At 56.4% G+C, this 18,792-nt stretch carries 16 protein-coding genes and 1 pseudogene; 11 read left to right on the forward strand and 6 right to left on the reverse strand.

Annotated features, from left to right (window positions below; translation table 11 throughout):
• Nucleotides 1-8 precede the first annotated feature (8 nt).
• Together QMZ18_RS11650 and ettA are read left to right on the forward strand one after the other, a co-directional pair.
• The gene (locus QMZ18_RS11650) at nt 9-1,358 is read left to right on the forward strand and encodes a 3'-5' exonuclease (protein ID WP_282606467.1); all 1,350 of its coding nucleotides are present in this window, start codon (nt 9-11) and stop codon (nt 1,356-1,358) included.
• A gap of 161 nt (nt 1,359-1,519) precedes the next feature.
• Nucleotides 1,520-3,196: an energy-dependent translational throttle protein EttA gene (gene ettA, locus QMZ18_RS11655; protein WP_282606468.1), complete on the forward strand. Its 1,677-nt coding sequence runs from the start codon at nt 1,520-1,522 to the stop codon at nt 3,194-3,196.
• 2 nt (nt 3,197-3,198) lie between these two features.
• Here the strand turns inward: ettA and gcvA are convergent, their stop codons facing one another.
• Complete coding sequence (gene gcvA / locus QMZ18_RS11660) at nt 3,199-4,218, reverse strand: transcriptional regulator GcvA (RefSeq protein WP_282606469.1); 1,020 nt, start codon at nt 4,216-4,218, stop codon at nt 3,199-3,201.
• An 82-nt stretch (nt 4,219-4,300) separates the two neighbouring features.
• Between gcvA and QMZ18_RS11665 the strand changes: the two genes are divergently transcribed.
• The 3 genes from QMZ18_RS11665 (at nt 4,301) to QMZ18_RS11675 (ending at nt 7,038) form a co-directional block, all read left to right on the forward strand.
• Nucleotides 4,301-4,636 (forward strand): hypothetical protein, encoded by a 336-nt coding sequence (locus QMZ18_RS11665; protein WP_282606470.1) that lies wholly within the window; start codon nt 4,301-4,303, stop codon nt 4,634-4,636.
• A gap of 100 nt (nt 4,637-4,736) precedes the next feature.
• A complete protein-coding gene (locus QMZ18_RS11670; RefSeq protein ID WP_282606471.1) occupies nt 4,737-5,711 on the forward strand; it encodes a dimethylarginine dimethylaminohydrolase family protein in 975 nt (324 codons plus the stop codon).
• A gap of 145 nt (nt 5,712-5,856) precedes the next feature.
• Entirely contained in the window at nt 5,857-7,038 is a 1,182-nt protein-coding gene (locus tag QMZ18_RS11675) for an alanine--glyoxylate aminotransferase family protein (RefSeq protein WP_282606472.1), read from the forward strand.
• Between the two features lie 150 nt (nt 7,039-7,188).
• On the opposite strand, the gene QMZ18_RS11680 is transcribed toward QMZ18_RS11675, so the two are convergent.
• From QMZ18_RS11680 to QMZ18_RS11690, 3 genes are all read right to left on the reverse strand, one after another.
• Complete coding sequence (locus QMZ18_RS11680) at nt 7,189-7,827, reverse strand: phospholipid-binding protein MlaC (RefSeq protein ID WP_282606473.1); 639 nt, start codon at nt 7,825-7,827, stop codon at nt 7,189-7,191.
• A 4-nt stretch (nt 7,828-7,831) separates the two neighbouring features.
• Nucleotides 7,832-8,683, reverse strand: a complete 852-nt coding sequence (locus tag QMZ18_RS11685; protein WP_282606474.1) for a VacJ family lipoprotein — start codon at nt 8,681-8,683, stop codon at nt 7,832-7,834.
• Nucleotides 8,684-8,979: 296 nt separating this feature from the next.
• Nucleotides 8,980-9,933, reverse strand: coding sequence for a hypothetical protein (locus QMZ18_RS11690; RefSeq protein ID WP_282606475.1), 954 nt, complete (start codon nt 9,931-9,933; stop codon nt 8,980-8,982).
• 196 nt (nt 9,934-10,129) lie between these two features.
• Between QMZ18_RS11690 and QMZ18_RS11695 the strand changes: the two genes are divergently transcribed.
• Complete coding sequence (locus tag QMZ18_RS11695; RefSeq protein ID WP_282606476.1) at nt 10,130-10,618, forward strand: thioesterase family protein; 489 nt, start codon at nt 10,130-10,132, stop codon at nt 10,616-10,618.
• 42 nt (nt 10,619-10,660) lie between these two features.
• Nucleotides 10,661-11,212 carry a pentapeptide repeat-containing protein gene (locus QMZ18_RS11700; protein ID WP_282606477.1) on the forward strand — a complete coding sequence of 184 codons (552 nt, stop codon included), beginning with the start codon at nt 10,661-10,663 and terminating at the stop codon, nt 11,210-11,212.
• Nucleotides 11,213-11,247: 35 nt separating this feature from the next.
• Here QMZ18_RS11700 and QMZ18_RS11705 read toward each other — a convergent pair whose 3' ends face one another.
• Nucleotides 11,248-11,730, reverse strand: a complete 483-nt coding sequence (locus QMZ18_RS11705; protein WP_282606478.1) for a GNAT family N-acetyltransferase — start codon at nt 11,728-11,730, stop codon at nt 11,248-11,250.
• 191 nt (nt 11,731-11,921) lie between these two features.
• Here QMZ18_RS11705 and QMZ18_RS37060 point away from each other — a divergent pair.
• Together QMZ18_RS37060 and QMZ18_RS11710 are read left to right on the forward strand one after the other, a co-directional pair.
• Nucleotides 11,922-12,077 (forward strand): annotated as a pseudogene (locus QMZ18_RS37060) (GNAT family N-acetyltransferase); the annotation flags it as partial.
• A 242-nt stretch (nt 12,078-12,319) separates the two neighbouring features.
• Nucleotides 12,320-14,110 (forward strand): chloride channel protein, encoded by a 1,791-nt coding sequence (locus QMZ18_RS11710; RefSeq protein WP_282606479.1) that lies wholly within the window; start codon nt 12,320-12,322, stop codon nt 14,108-14,110.
• Between the two features lie 23 nt (nt 14,111-14,133).
• Here the strand turns inward: QMZ18_RS11710 and QMZ18_RS11715 are convergent, their stop codons facing one another.
• The gene (locus QMZ18_RS11715) at nt 14,134-15,294 is read right to left on the reverse strand and encodes a succinylglutamate desuccinylase/aspartoacylase family protein (protein ID WP_282606480.1); all 1,161 of its coding nucleotides are present in this window, start codon (nt 15,292-15,294) and stop codon (nt 14,134-14,136) included.
• A gap of 108 nt (nt 15,295-15,402) precedes the next feature.
• On the opposite strand from QMZ18_RS11715, the gene QMZ18_RS11720 reads away from it, so the two are divergent.
• Together QMZ18_RS11720 and QMZ18_RS11725 are read left to right on the forward strand one after the other, a co-directional pair.
• Nucleotides 15,403-17,841 carry a UvrD-helicase domain-containing protein gene (locus QMZ18_RS11720; protein ID WP_322097194.1) on the forward strand — a complete coding sequence of 813 codons (2,439 nt, stop codon included), beginning with the start codon at nt 15,403-15,405 and terminating at the stop codon, nt 17,839-17,841.
• A gap of 4 nt (nt 17,842-17,845) precedes the next feature.
• On the forward strand, nt 17,846-18,739 hold the full coding sequence (locus QMZ18_RS11725) for a 50S ribosomal protein L11 methyltransferase (protein WP_282606481.1): 894 nt from the start codon (nt 17,846-17,848) through the stop codon (nt 18,737-18,739).
• The last annotated feature ends 53 nt before the right edge of the window (nt 18,740-18,792 follow it).

Below are 18,792 nucleotides of genomic sequence, written 5' to 3' on the forward strand. Positions count from 1 at the left end.
ATTGGCCAATGACCGGTACGGGACGAAAGCTGATCCTTGTGTTGGTCCTGGCGGCGCTTATGTGCGGCCTTAGTCTAATGATGAGTCTGTTTGTCCTGAACCGGGATGATTTCGGATGGTTGTTTCTCGCCCTGACGGGGCTTCAAGGTCTTGCGCTGCTGCTGCTCTGGTACGTGGTGGATCGTCTCAGGATACATTTTCAAAACCTGGAACGACTGCAGGGCGCGGTACTAACATTAGCTGGAAGTCAAGCGGTCACTGATCTGCCCGAAGTGGTCGTCGAGGGAGAATTGGAGCTTGGCCGGCTCGCGAAGGCGATATCAACTTTGACCCGGCGCAGGCAGAGGCAGCAACTCTCCTCTGCAGATCGCATGGAGCGGATCCTCGCGACGCGAAATGAAGCGATTGTGGTTATCACCGAGCAAGGACAGGTCAGCTTGGTGAACCATGCCGCGAAGGCACTCCTGGGCGGTGAACAGGTGCGGCTGGGAACCTCAGTCTTTGCTGCTCTGGAACGCAAGACTCTGTTGCAGGCAATTGCGAAGGCGCATCAGGCTGAGCGGCCGATCAAGGTCAATCTTCATTCGGTCGACGCCGAGGTTTTGTCCGCACAGGTGGCCAGTCTTGGACAGGGTGAAGGCGGGGTATTGTCCTTCGAGGACAGGAGAATTGAATACACGGCCGCTGTCGAGCATGACCTTGCGCTGCATGACCGGCCGCCGCCGTCGCCGCCGGCTGGCGATGCAACACTGCTAGATGCCCTTCCGGCATTGGTGTTGGACTGCGAGACGACGGGTCTGGACGTGCAGCTTGACCGGATTGTCTCCATAGGGGCCGTACGCCTCTACGGCGGTCGGACCTATCCGGGCATTTCCTTCGACAGACTGGTCAACCCCGGTATCGCAATTCCATCCGTGTCGCAGGCGATTCACGGTATCAGTGACGATATGGTCTGCGGTTTGCCCGGTTTTGCCGAAGTCTACGGGGAATTGCAGCCGCTACTCACGAATTGCGTCGTGATCGGGCACAATGTCTCGTTTGATCTTGCCATGCTCAGGCGCGAATTCGAATTGGCTGGCTTGACGTGGGAGCAACCGCTGTTTCTGGACAGTTTGCTGTTGGCGAGCACGCTGGACCCAGTCTCCACGTCGCTCGAACTCGAGGCGCTTGCAGCCGAGTACGGGGTCGATGTTCATGGTCGGCATACGGCTTTGGGTGACAGTCTGGTAACTGCTGAGATCTATTGCCGGATGTTGCCGCGACTGGCCGACCGGGGTATCCGCACCCTTGGCGAAGCGATAGCTTTCTCGAGCAATGCGACCCAACTGATCGCAAAACAGAAAGCTGCAGGCTGGTAGTTCGTCTGGAGCAATTGCACCGAGGCAGATGATGGGGTAAAACCCGCGCCCGTAATCATGCTTCGCAGTCTTTCCGCGCCTCAGCTAATTTGGCACCAAAGCTGCAATTTATTGTCAGAGTCGTCCTTTCCCTGGGAGAGACGCGCAGTTCGGAGTGCTTCATGGCCGCTTATCAATACATCTATCACATGGACCGGGTTTCGAAGACCTTTCCCGGCGGTAAGCAGGTTCTCAAGGACATTCGCCTAAACTTCCTGCCCGGCGCGAAGATCGGTGTTTTAGGCCTTAACGGCTCCGGTAAATCCACGTTGATGAAGGTCATGGCCGGTCTGGATCAGGATATAAATGGCGAAGCCTGGGCGGCGGATGGGGTCAAGGTCGGCTATTTGCAGCAAGAACCAGAGCTTAATGCCGACAAGGATGTTGCCGGCAATGTTTTCGAAGGTGTGGCTGAAACCAAATCCCTCATGGACCGTTTCGAGGCGGTCAATGCGAAATTCGCCGAGGTTGATCCCGACGAAATGGACGATCTGTTGGCTGAGCAGGCAGAATTGCAGGAGAAAATCGATGCTGCGGACGCCTGGGACCTGGACCGTCAGGTCGAGATCGCGATGGATGCGCTCCGTTGCCCGCCGGGTGACAGCGATGTGAGCAAGCTTTCGGGCGGTGAGCGACGTCGTGTGGCTCTCTGCAGGCTTTTGCTGCAGCACCCCGACATGTTGCTCCTCGATGAGCCCACCAACCATCTGGATGCTGAGTCCGTTGCCTGGTTGGAGCGTTTTCTGGAGGAATATACGGGAACCGTGGTGGCTGTCACTCATGACCGCTACTTCCTGGACAACGTTGCCGGCTGGATCCTGGAGCTTGACCGTGGTCAGGGGTTACCCTTTGAGGGCAACTACTCTAGCTGGCTCGAACAGAAGCAGAAGCGTCTGGCGCAGGAGGAAAAGTCGGAATCTGCCCGCCAAAAGGTCTTAAGCCAAGAGTTGGAATGGGTGCGCCAGGGACCGAAGGCCCGGCAGGCAAAATCCAAGGCGCGTCTTCAGGCGTATGATACCCTTCTGGCGGAAGCAGCGAACAAAGCGCCCGAACCCGGCCAAATTAAAATCCCTCCGGGGCCACGCCTGGGCGATTTGGTGATCGATGCCGTGGGTGTCACCAAGGCCTTCGGCGATAAGCTGCTTATGGAAGACGTCAATTTCAAGATTCCCAAGGGCGCCATTGTCGGCATTATTGGCCCCAATGGGGCGGGTAAGACGACCCTCTTCCGGATGATCACTGGACAGGAGACACCGGACAGCGGGGCCATGACGGTTGGCGAGACGGTTAAGCTCGGCTATGTCGATCAAAGCCGCGAGTCTCTCGAAGCAGGTAAAACTGTCTGGGAGGAAATCTCGGGCGGACACGACGTTATCGAACTTGGAAAACATAGCATGGCATCGCGCGCCTACGTTGGCGCGTTTAACTTCCGCAGCGCCGATCAGCAGAAGAAAGTCGGGCAACTCTCGGGTGGTGAACGCAACCGCGTACATATGGCCAAGATGTTGAAACGCGATGCGAACGTTCTGCTGCTTGACGAGCCGACCAACGATCTGGACGTCGATACCTTACGCTCGCTGGAAGAGGCTTTGTTGGAATTTGCCGGTTGCGCGTTGATTACCAGTCATGATCGATGGTTCCTTGACCGCATTGCAACGCACATTATTGCCTTCGAGGGCAACAGCCAGGTGGTTTGGTTCGAGGGCAACTATGAGGACTACGAAGCTGACCGTAAACGACGCCTTGGCGCCGAGGCGGATCAGCCGCACCGGATCAAATACAAGCCGCTGACCCGTTAATGCTAGAATGCGGTCGCGCTTGAACTATCCTGTGGTGTCGCGAGGACGCCGTATTCGCTTCTGGCGCGGTCATTTGCAGCAAGTTCCAGGATCCAGTCTCGAAAGGCTTTGACCTTGGGATTTCGCAACTTGTCCACGGTAGTAACCAAGTAATAGCCGAAGCTGGTGCGATAGCTGACGTCGAACAGCTTGACCAGCCGCCCGGCAGCGAGATCGTCCGCAGCCAGCAAGTGGGTTGCGAGTGCGATCCCCTGGCCTTGAAGCGCAGCTAAAACTGCAAAATCCTCATAACCGACAACGAGAGCGGTTTTTTCCAGCACGCCTTCGATTCCTGCGGCGCGAAACCAGAGATCCCAGGACAAATCGTATTGCGATGGTTCTGACGGCCGGTGAATGAGCGTGTGGCGGGACAGATCTTCCGGTGTCTGCAATGCTATCTCGCCGTGAAGTAGTTCTGGGCTGCAAACCGCGATGATCTCCTGATTGGCAAAGAGCGTGTCAACCTCAAGGCCCGGGAAACGGCCGGAACCAAAGCGCAATGCTATATCAACGTCGCCGTGATGAAGGTCGGCGACCGCATGGGTGGGATCGATGCGTATGGTGATGTCGGGGTGCAGAGAACGGAAGTTCTCGAACCTTGGCATAAGCCATTTAGTCGCGAATGAGGGTTCCACCGAAACGATCAAGGGCAGGTCCCGGTCGCGTTTTTGAAAATCGGAGAGCGTTGTCGCTAGCCTCCTGAAACCCGCAGTTAGGCCTGGCAGCAGAATGCTGCCGTCCCGGGTCAGTTCCACCGTTCTGTTGAGCCGGCGAAACAGTTTGGTGCCGAGATAGTTTTCCAGTCCCGAGATTAAATGACCGACAGCACTTGGGCTGACATTGAGTTCTTCCGCAGCGGCCTTGAAACTCATGTGCCGCCCGGCGGTCTCGAAGGCACGTAAGGCGTTCAGAGATGGTAGAGGATGACTGCTTGTCGGCTCTTGAGATTCAGTGGAATTTTTCTCGTCTGATGGTGAATTCATATCGTTTGTAAAGTCTATTAATATCTCCAATTTGTGGAGAATAGGTGATTTTCAAATTCAATGATAGACGAGAAATATTCAAATGATCACTCTAACCGATCTTTCCCATTCAGCGGCTCGAGCCCGTGAAGGACGCCTGCTTTACGAGGATCTGGCATTTGTTGCCCATCTAACCGAACTGGACCGGCACGCGGCGCATTATGACCTGCGGCGTCGTAATGTTTTCCCGGCCAACGGGTTACTGCGTACACTGAAACGGCTTCTCTCATTTGTGCCAAGGCGCAGAAGGGCGAGCGAAGTTCGTGCCGGTGGCAAGACCGTCTCCGACGTTCGCTTCAAACCAAACGGCGAGGCGCTGGCGCCTTTGAGTTTTCATCTTGCTGTAAAAGATGCTTCGCGCGAACGATGCTGCGGGTAAATCTCGATAAATCCACGCCTTGACCCTGCCTTCGACTGCGGATTAAGTGCTCTGGCGTTTTCTGCCCTGCGCATCTATGGGCGGTGCCAAAGGAGCGTCCGTGACTCGAAATCCAGCAAGCACCAGTGATTCCGGTTTTTTCGGAACGTCGGCCTATGGCGGAGAGGGATGGTCTCAGCGCCTTCAGGACCACCAGGACGAACTGGGGAGTATTTGGTCGCCTTACCGGTTAGATAGTGAATGGCAAACTTTAAAAGCCGTCTTGTTGCACTGCCCAGGCTCAGAACTTGACGCTTCGGTGGACCCCGATGCGGTACAGATGCTTGCACCCTTAGACAGGATACGAGCTGCTGCTCAGCATGATGCCTTGGCCGAGGCTTATCGCCAGAACGGTGTCGAGGTTCATTACGTTGACCCTTCGGAAACGGCCAAACCTAACCAAATGTTTTGCGCTGATCTGTTTTTCATGACCGCCGAAGGCGCGATTTTGGCGCGTCCCGCTTCGACTGTGCGCGCCGGCGAAGAGCGCTGGATTGCCCGGCGTCTTGCTGATCTCGGCGTCCCTTTACTACGGTCCTTGACGGGGAAAGCGACCTTCGAGGGCGCTGACGCCATGTGGCTCGACCCCATGACGGTTATCCTGGGCAGAGGGCCGAGAACCAACGCCGAAGGCGTGCGCCAGATTGGCGATGCGCTCGCAGATATAGGTGTCGAGGCAATTGTTGTGGATATGCCATACGGCACCATGCATCTCATGGGGATGTTACGGTTTCCCGATCGTGGATTGGCGGTCGCCTGGCCTCGCCGTACGCCCCATGCGGCGGTCGAAGCACTGCAGGAACGTGAGTATCGAATCATCTGGTTGCCCGATGAAAATGTCGGATATCTCTACCGTAGCCTTAACTTCGTAACCCTTGGGCCCGGCCGTATCCTCATGCCTGAGGGCCATGAGGTCGTTCAGCGACTTTATGAAGCCAATGGTATTGATTGCACCACCTTACCAATGGACGAACTGGCAAAAGCCGCGGGAGCAGTTGGGTGCTTGACCGGTGTGCTGTGCCGGGAGCGTGGCTAAGAGGTCCGGCAACAGGAATGCCTGCGCCTAATGAGTGTTGCGAGTCTGACTTCATATCATTGTGTGGTTGTCGTCACAGGGCTTGTCTTTACCGACTAGTCGGTCGATAACGGCTGGCGTGTTAGTTGTCGGACAGAGGGTGATCATGGCGATACAGAGCGGGCGAAATTTTCTTCATACACCGGGGCCTACCAATATTCCCGATCGCGTGCTTCGTGCCATGATGCGTCCTGCCGTTGATTTGAACGACCCCGAATTCATGGCGATGGCGCTCAGTTGTTTCGGCGACCTCAAGAAAATTTTTAAGACGGGCAGCGACGTTTACATCTATTCAGCAAACGGACATGGCGGTTGGGAAGCAGCTCTGGTCAATGTTCTGTCCGCCGGTGATCGCGTTCTCGTGCCGGAAACCGGCCACTTTTCGTTCAACTGGTCGGCCATGGCGAGCTCACTCGGCCTCGAAGTGGATTATGTTGAGGCTGACTGGCGCCGGGCAGTGGACCCGAATGCGGTTGCTGAACGCCTGCGAGCCGACACCAATCAGTCAATCAAGGCCGTTTTAATAGTGCATACGGATACGGCGACGTCGGTAACCAGTGACATCCCCGCGGTCCGCAAGGCACTTGACGATACGGGGCATCCGGCCTTGTTAATGGTCGACACCATTGCGGCATTGGCGACGGTTCCTTTCGAGTTCGATGCTTGGGGGGTCGACGTCGCAGTGGCTGCGTCTCAGAAGGGATTAATGCAGCCGCCCGGACTAGCGTTCAATGCGGTCAGCAAAAAGGCGCTCGCGGCGGCGGAGCAGGCGACCTTGCCACGAAATTACTGGGACTGGCAGCGCCGGCATGGCCGCGAGTTTTACTCGCACTTTTGCGGTACAGCACCAGAACACCAGCTGTTTGCATTGCGTGAGGCACTGGATATGGTGCTTGAAGAAGGGCTGGATGCTATTTTGACGCGTCACCAACGCCTTTCCAATGCGGTTCGAGCTGCAGTTGAGGCCTGGAGTCAGAATGGTGCACTCTCGTTCAATGCTATCGAGCTGGAACAACGGGCCAACTCCGTCACTACGATTCTCGTTGATGAGCCATATAACGCTGATGCTTTACGCGAAACTTGTTCGTCTCGTTTCAACGTATCGCTGGGGGCAGGGTATGGGCGCCTTCAGGGGCGTGCGTTTCGCATCGGCCACATGGGCTACTTGAATGAGCCGATGATCCTGGGAGCTCTGGCCAGTGTCGAGAGCAGTTTGGCTCTCTGCGGCATTCCCCATGGCTCGGGAGGCACGGACGCCGCCATTGCTTCACTGTCGGCGGAAAAGTAAAGGCTGAAGTTGGAGAATCTGATGTCTCTCGCAGCTAACCTAAGTCTCGACGCTGCGTTTGGCTCTAGAGCCTGATAGTGGCCAGAATATGTAATGAAGAGGCTGGTTCACGAATTTCACTGATTCTGTGAAATACGGTCAGGCAATGGGTTATTTGGGGGCGAAAGCGCCTGCCTTGATCTTTCGGCGCAGCAGTTTGGATAGCTTGCTGACATTGCCGCTGTTGTTCTTCAAAAAGGACGAATATTCGGATTGATAGGTAATCCGCAGGCTGATTCCCTCAGCCTTGACGTCCGAAATCTGGAATTTACCTCCGGATTCCCGAACCCGCCAGAGAACCTGGGCATCCGCCCCTTTGGGCTGACTCACGCGCGAGACCACCGTGCTGAACTCGGGCCTTTTGGCATCCGCCCGAACCGAGTCGACACTGAAGCTGCGATCGACATAGTCATCGAACAAAGGCAAAAAGCGCTGGACTAAAACGTCTTCGAAGACCTTGAGAAATTCGTCCCGGTCTGCCGCAGAGGCTTTACGCCAATATCGGCCGATAACGAACTTACCAATGTCTTCGACTTCGAAATTGTTGTTTAAGAGTTTCCGGAAGCGTTGCTCCTTTAGCGCTTCGTCGCCGTTAGCTTCACTCAGCTGTTTGACTGCGTCGTCTTTAAGAGCCACGACGAAAGCGGCTGCGTCACCTGCGGCCGACGCACTGTGAACCGGCAACAAGGCTTGCGCCAGCAACGTGGTCGCGGCAAGAACGGAAAGAAGTTGTCGTTTCGAAAGCAACATGGATCTATTCGCTCAGGGGAGCCGTGCGAGGGACAAAACCGAGCTGCGCATTGCCGGTTCCTTGCTCCAGGAAAGTCAGGCCCGGCCGCAGGAAGTCGTCTTCTTCGACACCGTTACTGATTTCGTTTTCGCGGCGTTGCCGGTAAAGCGAGCGCACTCGTGCGTAGTAATCGATGGAATCGCGTTTGATTTCTTCAACGAGTTCAATGTTACGAGAGCGCGTATCAACGCTTGAAATGCCCCGTCTGGCGATCGCGGCCTCGGTGGACAAAATGTAGGTCAGAGGATCCAGCAGGCTGTCGACGATCAACCCGGCACCGTCCCGAAGCGACGAAGGGCCGACGAGTGGAAGAACCAGATACGCGCCTTCGCCGGTCCCATAGGTCGCCAAGGTCTGACCGAAGTCTTCATCGTGATAGTCGTACCCCATATCCTTAGCGACATCGAACAGGCCTGCCACACCGATGGTGGAATTAACGAAGAAGCGGGTCGTCGTGGCCTCAGCGCGTTCCCATTCGCCTTGGAGTAGGTCGTTGGCAAGAATCACGGGAGTGGAGATATTACGCATGAAGTTGCGGACCGAGTCGCGAACTTCTTCCGGAAGCGCAAAGCGGTAGAGAGCAGATGCGGGCTGGAAAAGCGTTACGTCGAGCGCGTCATTGAAAGCGAAGACGAAGCGGTTGAGCAGCTCGATGGGATCGTTGTCCGAAGGCTCCGAGGCGCTGACGGTTCCGTCGCTCTGAGCCCACTGATCGTCTGTGTTTTTCGGGGCGCTGGCGCAACCCGAAACAACCAGCAAAATAGCTAACGCTCCCAGCATCTTGCCTGATACGTGAGAGAAAAATAGCTTAACCATCTGTGGAATCACGATATGCCGCCCCGATTTCAAAACTTGCCAGAACAAAACACCACCTCTCGATGCCCGATCGCATAATGATCCGGACAGTTTTAAGATTGGTTTATGAAACGATCGCAAATCGCTCATTCTGCGAATTACCGATACGACTCCACCAACCTGAGGCAGATCTTCTTCCGTCTAACCTTCCGGAAAGTGCCTATCACACCGAACCAGGAAACGCTAGTGGAGACAAAAAGTAGACTGTCGTCAATTTGCATCACTGTTGCATATATGCAGCAGGTTTTAACAGAGATTTAACCAAGATTCTGGGTTGTGTTCGTGTTGCGGTTCAGGAGCCGCCGATAGAACGGCACCATAAGCACGGGAAGCATGTACATCGGAAGCTGGGCGATCGCGAAAAACAGCAAGACGTCCGCATCCTTTTCGGCGGGCAGGGCAGCCAAAAGCAAACCCATGTTACAGTTCCCGCTGAGCAATCCGATGCTAAGTGCCTTGCGCAGGCCCAGCCAGGAAAATGCGGCGATTCCGAGAAGCTGCAGAACCGGGTTTGCGACAAAGGCGGCTACAGTCCATAGGGCGACGGTTTCAGGACGCTCGAAAATCGCATCGGTCACACCAGCCATGATCGCAATCGCAAAGATCAGCATGACGGTCACGACGATGCCATCAAGTAATTGAGCGCGAGCTGCTAAGGCTTCCGGGGAGATGAATCGGCGTACGATCAGTGCACCTGCAAAGGCAATCGCGACGACCAGCCCAAGCCGACCCATGAAGGCGCCAAGCCCGATATCCAGTTGAATCCCCAGCAACTGCAGCGCCAAAGGCGGGACGGTCAAGGGAGTTAAAAGCGTTGCCAGCAGGGCTCCGACCACGACCAGTGCGCCATCGAGCCCGAGGATCATCGCAATGGAAGCCGATCCCAGGATCGGCGGTGCCGCAGCCATCAGGACCACCGCCGCGCTCAGCGATTCGGGAATCGGGAAGAAATCCAGCAGGAGCCAAGTTAAGATCGGGGATACCAGCAACAGCCATATGGTTAGAAGACCTGTTACCCCCGGTTGCCGGAAATAAGCTGCCATCGCGGCCCAGTTAACCCGCAACAGAGCGGCGAACAACAGGATGATAACTGCTGGCGCCAGCAGGGGACGGAATAGACTTGCCAGGCTGGGCAGGGCCAAACCGATAAAAACACCGACAAATAGGACTTGCGTGGCGTGCCGCCCCAGCTTCGTAAGGAGCCACACCATTACACGCTGTTCATTATTGCTATTCCCCGACAAGTGATGAAGGCGACGCTATCTGCTTTGTCCGCATTAGCCAATGAACTATCTTGCGGGGCGGCCATGCAGACGACGATGCACAGTTACGGTTCGCGTGTGGCCGGAACAATGCAGGGGTGACCTGTCCGGCCGGCAGCGGTCGACAGAATTTGGGGAGCAATCGATGGAAATTGAGGCGCCGTTCGACCAGCATCGTGCCGAGGTACTGCCGGAATGGATCGATTACAATGGTCATATGAACGTGGCTTACTACGTCCTGGCGTTCGATCAGGCGACGGATGCATTTTTCGACTACATCGGCTTGGATGAGGCTTATCGCCGAAATACGGGCGGATCGACTTTTGCAGTAGAGTCCTTTGTTACCTATCAGCAGGAGGTAGTGCAGGGAGATCCCTTGCGATTTACTACGCAGCTGCTGGCTCACGATTCGAAACGCCTCAGGTTTTTCCATCGGATGTATCACGCGACCGAAGGCCACCTGGCCGCCACGTCGGAATGGTTGAGTCTGCATGTCGATCTGAACATCCGTCGAGTCGCGCCAATGCCGCCGGCACTTCAGGACCGGCTTGCAGACATTTGGGAAAAACACCGGAATCTGGCTCTGCCAGAAGAAGCAGGGCGGTCCGTTCGTGGGCTGGAATTGCCCGGATAACGCGTTTGTGTCGTGGTCGCCTGACACGTGAAGACCCTGTTTTTGACATTTGTCGTTGCCGTCACGGTCAAGATGGCCAAATCTATGCAGATGAAATCCAATTGCATTCTGAAACTGGCCCTCTTCTCCTGCCTGTTTTTCACCCCTTCCATTGCCCAGGCTGCCTGCACCGATCCTCCGGAGCAGGGCGTCAACTGGAAGCGCTGTCTGTTCGACAGTCAGGACCTCAATGGCGTGGACCTCCGGGATTCGCGTCTGCGGGACGCAAGCTTCTTTCGTGCAACGCTGGTTGAGAGCGATCTGAGCGGTGCTGACGCGTTTAGGGCGAAGTTCGTGAACGCGACGATGACTGGCGTGCGATTTGAGTCGGCGAAGCTCTCAGAGGCTGATTTCACCAAGGCCGACCTGAGCAATGCATCTTTTGTCGGCAGCGATATGCGCCGGGCCCGGCTCAACCGTGCCAATCTTCGGGGCGCCGACCTGTCCAACGCCCGGCTTCAGGGGGCCGATCTCGCGCGCGCTGATCTTTCAGGTGCCACCTGGACGACCGGCGACAAAGTTTGTGCAGAAGGCTCGATCGGCCGCTGCAATTGAGAAGCTGAATTTCCTCGTAAAGTTACCAAAAGCGGTCAGAAAGCCTCGGCTAAGCTTTTGAGGCTGTCTCCATTGACGCGATACGGCAGCCAGTCTTCCTGCTGCATGAAGCCTAATTGGTCGTAAAACGTGCGGGCTGGGTTCCAGTGGAGAACTGACAGCTCCAGGCGGGCGCAGTTGCGCTCCAGAGCGAGTTTTGCCAATTCACACATCAATTTGCGGCCGACTCCGATTCCGCGCGCGTCTTCAAGAACGAACAGGTCTTCAAGATAAAGACCGGCGCGGCCCTCGAAGGTCGAATAACTGTGGAAGAAGAGTGCAAATCCGATTGCCTTGCCATGACGCTCTGCAATCAGGCATTCAAAGCGTGGAGATGCGCCGAATCCGTCGCGCAGGATGTCTGCTTCTGTTGCGCGAACCTCATCGCTGAGATGCTCGAAGGCAGCCAATTCCTTGATCAGTTGAAGAATGGCGGCAGCGTCGTTGGACCTGGCAAGCCGTACGAGGGTTTCTGTCATATTCTCATTCCTGAAGTTCGCTTTTAACCTAAAACAATAATTCTGCGAGTGGGAGCCCAGTAGCTTGCTAAGCGACCAAGTTACTTGGAATTGGACGTTTTGCACTTGAAGTCGGGGAAAGTGGTGATTTAGTCGGTTTCACGGGTCTCTCCAGGTCAGGTTTCTAAGCGGATTTTCTGTCGGCAGCCGAGATCGGTTGGCGCTTGTGGGCATCTGCATTGGGTCATGGTTGCGCGAGTGAAGCGGCGGATGTCTGCTTAAACTATGGCTTTAACGATCCAGGTTTGAGGGAGATCGTTGCCCTTAATTCGCGACTGAATAAACGCTCAATTGCAGTCATGAAGCGGATCGGTATGACAAGCAAACGCGAAGATGATTTCGATCATCCTGACGTCGCGGAACGGCACGGTTTAAGGCCCCATGTCCTCTACCGCATTTCGGCGCTGTAAGGGCTTGATCATCTTCAACGTGAGTGCCGCTTGCCGGATAAGACTAAGCTGTCCGTGCTATCAAATTTCCGTTTCTGCTCAACAGGCCCTTAACTCCTACGCGGTTATGCTTTATACGGCGTTGGAGCAAGGGTAGCCCTATGGCCGAAGTAAAGCCGCAGAAAATCTCCTTAAAAAGAACCGTCAGTTCTCTGAAGAAGTTTGGCAGGAACGATCAGGTTATCCTATCGGTGCTCGCGTTGGTAATCGGCGTGGCTGCAGGACTGGCAGAACTTGCCTTTCGTTCGGGTATCGGCCTGGTTCAGAGAATGGGTTATGGGTTTTCGAGCGAGAAGGTCGCCAGCCTCGCATCGAACCTTCCCTGGTGGCAGCTTTTACTTGTTCCTGCCGTTGGCGGTTTGCTGATCGGCTGTTTCATTCATTTCTTCATGCCTGGCCGCCGCCCTCAGGGCGTGGCCCAAGTGATCGAATCCAGCGCCCTACGTGGTGGACGGATGTCGCTCACCCTCGGCATCAAGTCGGCTGTTGTCAGTGCGGCATCGATCGGTGTCGGCGCGTCGGTCGGCCGTGAAGGGCCTATCGTCCATCTCGGTGCAAGCCTGGGCGCCTGGGTCTCTAAGCGCCTACATCTGGGCCGGTCTCTGTCGCGCACCTTACTTGGCTGCGGAGTTGCAGCGGCCGTTGCCGCTTCCTTCAACGCGCCGATTGCCGGCACTTTCTTCGCGCTCGAGGTCGTGGTCGGTCACTATGCCATTTCGGCATTCGCACCGATTGTGATCGCGTCCGTCGTCGGGACCATCGTCAGCCGCATGAACTACGGCGACTTTCCTGCTTTCATCCTGCCGGAATCCTGGACCATTGTGTCCTTCTGGGAGTTTCCTGCCTTTGCTCTGCTTGGCGTTGTTTCTGCCGCAGCCGCAGTCCTTTTCATGCGGTCGGTTATGTTCACTGAAGACACGGTGCAGCGCATTGGCCTTCCGGTTTGGGCGCAGCCGGCCATTGGCGGCCTGATCGTTGGTATCATTGCCATCGGCTTCCCCCAGGTTCTGGGTGTCGGCTACGAGGCGACCGACGCAGCACTCTCAGCAAGATATGAACTTTGGCTCTTAATTGCCTTGGTGGCGACCAAAACCGCGGCGACGGCGGTTTCGATCGGATGCCGTTTTGGCGGCGGTGTGTTCTCGCCGTCGCTCTTTATCGGTGCGATGGTGGGTGGCGCATTCGGCGTAATCGCTACTACGGCCTTTCCTGAACTTTCGTCGGGTCACGGCGCCTATACCATGATTGGCATGGGCGCGGTCGCGGGAGCAGTATTGGGGGCGCCGATTTCGACCATTCTGATGATCTTCGAACTCACCAATGACTACACCCTGACCATCGGCGTGATGGTCGCGACCGCCATTGCCAGCATCATTACGCAACAGGCGTTCGGGCGCTCCTTCTTTGCCTGGCAGTTGGAGCGGCGGGGGATTATCATTAAGGGCGGCCAGGAACTGGGGCTGCTGCGCTCAATCAAAGTCGGGACTGTGCTGGACGGCACTTACGAGATCGTTAATCCCGATACTGATCTGCCGACAGTGCGCGAACGCCTGCAGGAGGCGCCCTGGGGCGAACTCTTCGTCATTGACGAAAAGGGGGCGCTGGTCGGCACCATCACATTCTCGGATCTGCATGAAGCGGCGTTTGACACCTGTCACGACGCGGAATGGACTGCAATCAACGTTGCACGGGAACATCCGGTTGTGCTGAAACGGCATGATGATCTGGAGACGGCAGTCAAGGTCTATGGCTCGACGGGCGAAGTTCATGTGCCGATCGTTGAAGACAGCACCTCCATGATCATGTGCGGCGTTGCCCACGAGCACGAAGTCATGCTGGCCTACCACCGCGCACTGAACCAGGCGCGTGCGGAAGAACGCGGCGAAGCCTGACTTTCTTCAATTTTTCCAAGGATCTAGTCCTCGAGCAGGTAACCGCCGTCACGGCCCTCGATGAGATCCTTGCCGACGATCTTGGCGATCGAATCTTTTGCCGACACGTATTTGTGGCTATTGCGCGACAGTACCAAACCGCTCGTACCCGCTTTGATAGCCTGTCGGCCCTCCAAGGGCTGCTCGGCGGCCGGGTCGATCAGCCAGGCGACCACTTCGCCTTTCCGGATCTGATCGCCAATGTCGACGTTATACGCCAAGATTCCGGCGGCGGGTGATCGCACGACGTCGGTGGCAGCAAGATCTGTTGCTTCGCAGAGTAACGCCGGGATCTCGGGATCAGCGCCTTCGCTACGGATAAAACCGCGATGTCGCAGAAAATTGAAAAGCGCCGCGGCGTCCTTGCGCCCCAACTCGTCTGAAACGTCGTTTCGGCCGCGTAGTTCGACTGTTGCGGCAAGACAGGCCGGCAAAATAGAGCAATCAGGATAGCGCTTTGCCAATTTGATCCAAGGAGTCGAAAAGGCCTCGTCGAAAGAAGCTCCGCCCGAATCCTCGGCAAGGAGGGCCGCACGGCATTCTAATTCGGCGACCAGGTCCGCCGCTTCTGGCCAATGCTGCGGGATCAAAAAGGCATGCATCAAGGCGTCGTCGTCGCAATGCAGATCGAGCACGATGTCGGCATCAACGGCTTCGCGGGCCAAAGTGAGTCGCAGGCTCTCCAGAAGATCGCGCGGCTCCCGTTCTAGTAGAACTCTGCGGAACAGCTGTCTGATTGCGATCGTATTTTTCAGCGCATCGTCGGATAGCTTCCTTTCCAACTCGTCCAGCGCAGTGTCACCGGCCAGTGCGACCAGATCGGGCCAGTTGCGATTGAAATTGCCGTCCCCGTTCAAGGCATAGCGGCCAAGCTGGCTTTGATTGACGATCTGCCCGAGGCCAATAGGGTTGGCGTAGGGAATGACGACGATTTCACCAGACAGTCTTCCCTCTTCGTCGGCGCGATCCAGCAGGGGAATGAGATGATGCATTACCATCATGCCCGGCGTTTCGTCGGCGTGGAGCGAGGCCTGAAGGTAGGCCTTGGGTCCATTGCCTGGGCTGCCATAGCGATGCAGCATCACTTCCTGGCCGGTGCCGGGGGAGTTGCCCTTTAGGGGGAGGCGTTCGGTCGTTCGTGCCATCTGAAGAAAACCTATTATCGATTGCTGGGATCGCCATTTCGCGATCTATCCTGAAATTCGGAGCCAGCGACGTTACCTCTTTTGCCTGTCTATTGTCGAAGCCAGCTGGTGTTTCTCCGGGTATTTGCCTTTGCTGACTACGCGGTCTTGCTTTTTCCGGTTTATGTGGCTTTTGTGGCTGAGGTCTTGGTGGTGCTGAGGTATAAACGGCGGATCATGATCGAATCCAACTCCGCCACGTCAAATCCGCCGCTGCCCTTGGCTGCTCCACAAAGCTCAGAGCAAGGAAATCTCAGTGCGCCTGCTGTCCGTTACCCTTATTTGGAGGGATTGAACGAGGCGCAGCAACAGGCTGTCGAAACGCTGGAAGGTGCTGTCTTGATGCTGGCCGGAGCCGGTACCGGGAAGACCCGCGCTCTGACGACCAGACTAGCACATCTCCTGAACACCGGAACGGCATTCCCAGGTCAAATTCTCGCAGTAACCTTCACAAACAGGGCCGCGCAGGAGATGAAGGAGCGGGTAGCTGCGCTGGTAGGACAGCCTGTGGACGCCTGGTGGCTGGGCACTTTTCACTCCATTGCCGCCAAGATGCTCCGGATTAACGCTGAACGGGTCGGTTTACAGCCAAACTTCTCTATTCTCGATACCGACGATCAATTGCGTTTGATCAAGCAGTTGTTGCAGGCAGCGGGCATCGACGACAAGAAATCCCCCGCGCGCACGGTTTTGGCGGTCATCCAGCGTTGGAAGGATCGCGGTCTGCTGCCCGACAAGGTGTCGGCAGGTGAGGCGGGTGATCTGGCGAATGGACGGTTGGTCGAGCTTTACAGAGATTATCAGGAGCGGCTGCGGACGCTCAATGCCTGTGACTTTGGCGACCTGCTGCTGCACTGCCTGACTTTATTTCAGAACCATCCTGATGTGCTCGCCGGCTACCACCAGCGTTTCAAGTTCATTCTGGTCGACGAATACCAGGATACCAATGTGGCTCAGTACCTCTGGCTTCGTCTGCTGGCGCAAGGGCACAAGAACCTCTGCTGCGTCGGTGACGACGACCAATCGATCTATGGCTGGCGCGGAGCCGAAGTAGGAAACATCCTGAAATTCGAGCAGGATTTTCCAGGTGCCAAAGTGATCCGTCTGGAGCGGAATTATCGCTCGACCGGGAACATCCTGGGGGCGGCATCGAGCCTGATCGCGCACAATGAAGGTCGGCTCGGGAAGACGCTCTGGACCGAAGACGAGGACGGCGATCTGCTGCGTGTACGTGGGCTCTGGGACGGAGAGGCCGAGGCCCGATTTGTCGGAGAGGAAATCGAAGATTTCCAGCGGCGCGGATGTTCGCTCAGCCAGATCGCCATTCTGGTTCGGGCCGGATCCCAGACCCGTGAATTCGAAGAACGCTTCATTACCCTGGGCCTGCCTTATCGGGTGATTGGCGGTCCCAGGTTCTACGAGCGTATGGAGATCCGCGACGCGCTGGCTTATCTGAAACTCTTGATCGTGCCGGAACACGACCTGGCATTCGAGCGGATCGTGAATACGCCGAAACGTGGTCTTGGAGACGCAACCGTCCGTGTTCTGCACCAGATCAGCCGGCAAAATGAAATCCCGCTCAGTCAGGCGGGCCGAATGGTGATTGGAACCGACGAACTGCGGCCCGCAGCGCGGAAGTCGTTAGGAAATTTGCTGAGTGATTTCGAACGCTGGCGCAATTTGTTGGAGGATTTGCCTCATCACGAGGTCGCCGAGGTCGTCCTGGATGAATCGGGCTACACCCAGCTCTGGATGAATGACAAATCACCCGAAGCCCCCGGACGTCTGGAAAACCTGAAAGAACTGGTCAACGCCATCGCTGAGTTTGAGAATCTGCCGGCCTTCCTTGAGCACGTGGGACTGGTCATGGAAACGCTGGAAAGCGATAGCAACGAGATGGTGAGCATCATGACCTTGCATGCTGCCAAGGGTCTCGAGTTCGATACGGTCTTTCTGCCGGGTTGGGAGGAAGGACTCTTTCCAAATCAGCGGGCGTTGGACGAATCCGGATTACGGGCACTGGAGGAGGAGCGGCGGCTGGCTTACGTGGGGCTGACTCGGGCGCGTCAGCGCGTGATCCTGAGCTTCGCGGCCAATCGCCGGATGCATGGTTCCTGGGCGTCGGCAATACCCTCGCGGTTTGTCGAGGAACTTCCGGATGACCGGGTTGAGCGCGAAAGCGACGTCGGCGTTTACAGCGGTCAACAGATGCACAGTGGTTATAGCGGCGGCGGATTCAGCGAAAACTGGGGGCAGAAAAGCCTGAGTCCGGGAATGGTGCGTGCCCAATCGTACCGGACATCGGCCAGCACAACACGGGCGCCAAAGCAGACGTCAACCGCTTCGTCCGGCAGCGGGTATAAACGTGATGATCGCGTTTTCCATCAAAAATTCGGTTACGGAACAATTGCCGCCGTTGAAGGGGATCGCTTGAGCATTTCCTTTGACATTGCCGGGGAGAAAAAAGTGATTGCGAGCTTCGTCGTTCCTGCCGATCAGGCGGGCTGATTCCATGGCCAAGTTACACTCAAAGGCGTCGAGCGCGGCCTGGTGCCTTGCTTTTTCTGTCGAAGCCGGAGCCCTGCCGCTGTTCGAGACGATTTTCGAGGTTTTGGATGGTGCGATGGTAACCGGTGCCCCTGGCAGCGGCGGATTGATGACGCTTGAGATCTACCTCGCAGAACCGCCGCCTGACCAGCGGATCGGGGAATTGCTGGCGACTGCTTCCGAGATCGCCGGAGTGCCGTCACCCAAATATACGTTGACGCAATTGCCGGACGTCGATTGGGTCGCGGAAAGTCAAAAGGCTCTTCCGCCGATCTCTGCAGGTCGTTTCTATGTTTACGGTTCGCATGTTACCGGTCTTCCGCCAGCAGCCAGCATTCCTCTTTTGGTCGAGGCAAATGTTGCTTTTGGCACGGGACGGCACGAAAGCACTTATGGTTGCCTGCTGGCGTTGAGCCAACTGGCCAGGCGTCAGCGGCCGCGCAACGCACTGGATATGGGCTGCGGGTCCGGTATTCTCGCGATGGCAATGGCCCATCTTTGGCACTGTCCGATCCTGGCGGTGGATAACGACGCGGATTCCGTGCGTGTCGCAGGCGAAAATGCCCGGGAAAACAGGGTGTCGGACTGGATTGAGCCCCACTGCGGCGATGGCTACCGAAGCCATCTGGTTGCGCGAAGGGGGCCATTTGATCTGATCGTGGCGAACATTCTGGCCGAGCCGCTTTGCGCAATGGCGACGGATTTAAAACGCCATCTAGCACCTGGCGGCCATGTTATCCTTGCCGGCTTGCTGACCAGCCAACAGCGTCAGGTTCTGGCCAGACACCGTGGACAAGGCATGCATCTTGTTCGCCGGCTTCATTTCGGGGAATGGACAACACTCGTCTTGCGGGCTTGAGGAACAGCATTTCGAATGGCAGTGGTTCTGCTCAGACAAGCGCTCCAAAAAAG

This window comes from Pelagibius sp. Alg239-R121 (genome assembly GCF_947331435.1).
Taxonomy (GTDB): domain Bacteria; phylum Pseudomonadota; class Alphaproteobacteria; order Kiloniellales; family Kiloniellaceae; genus Denitrobaculum.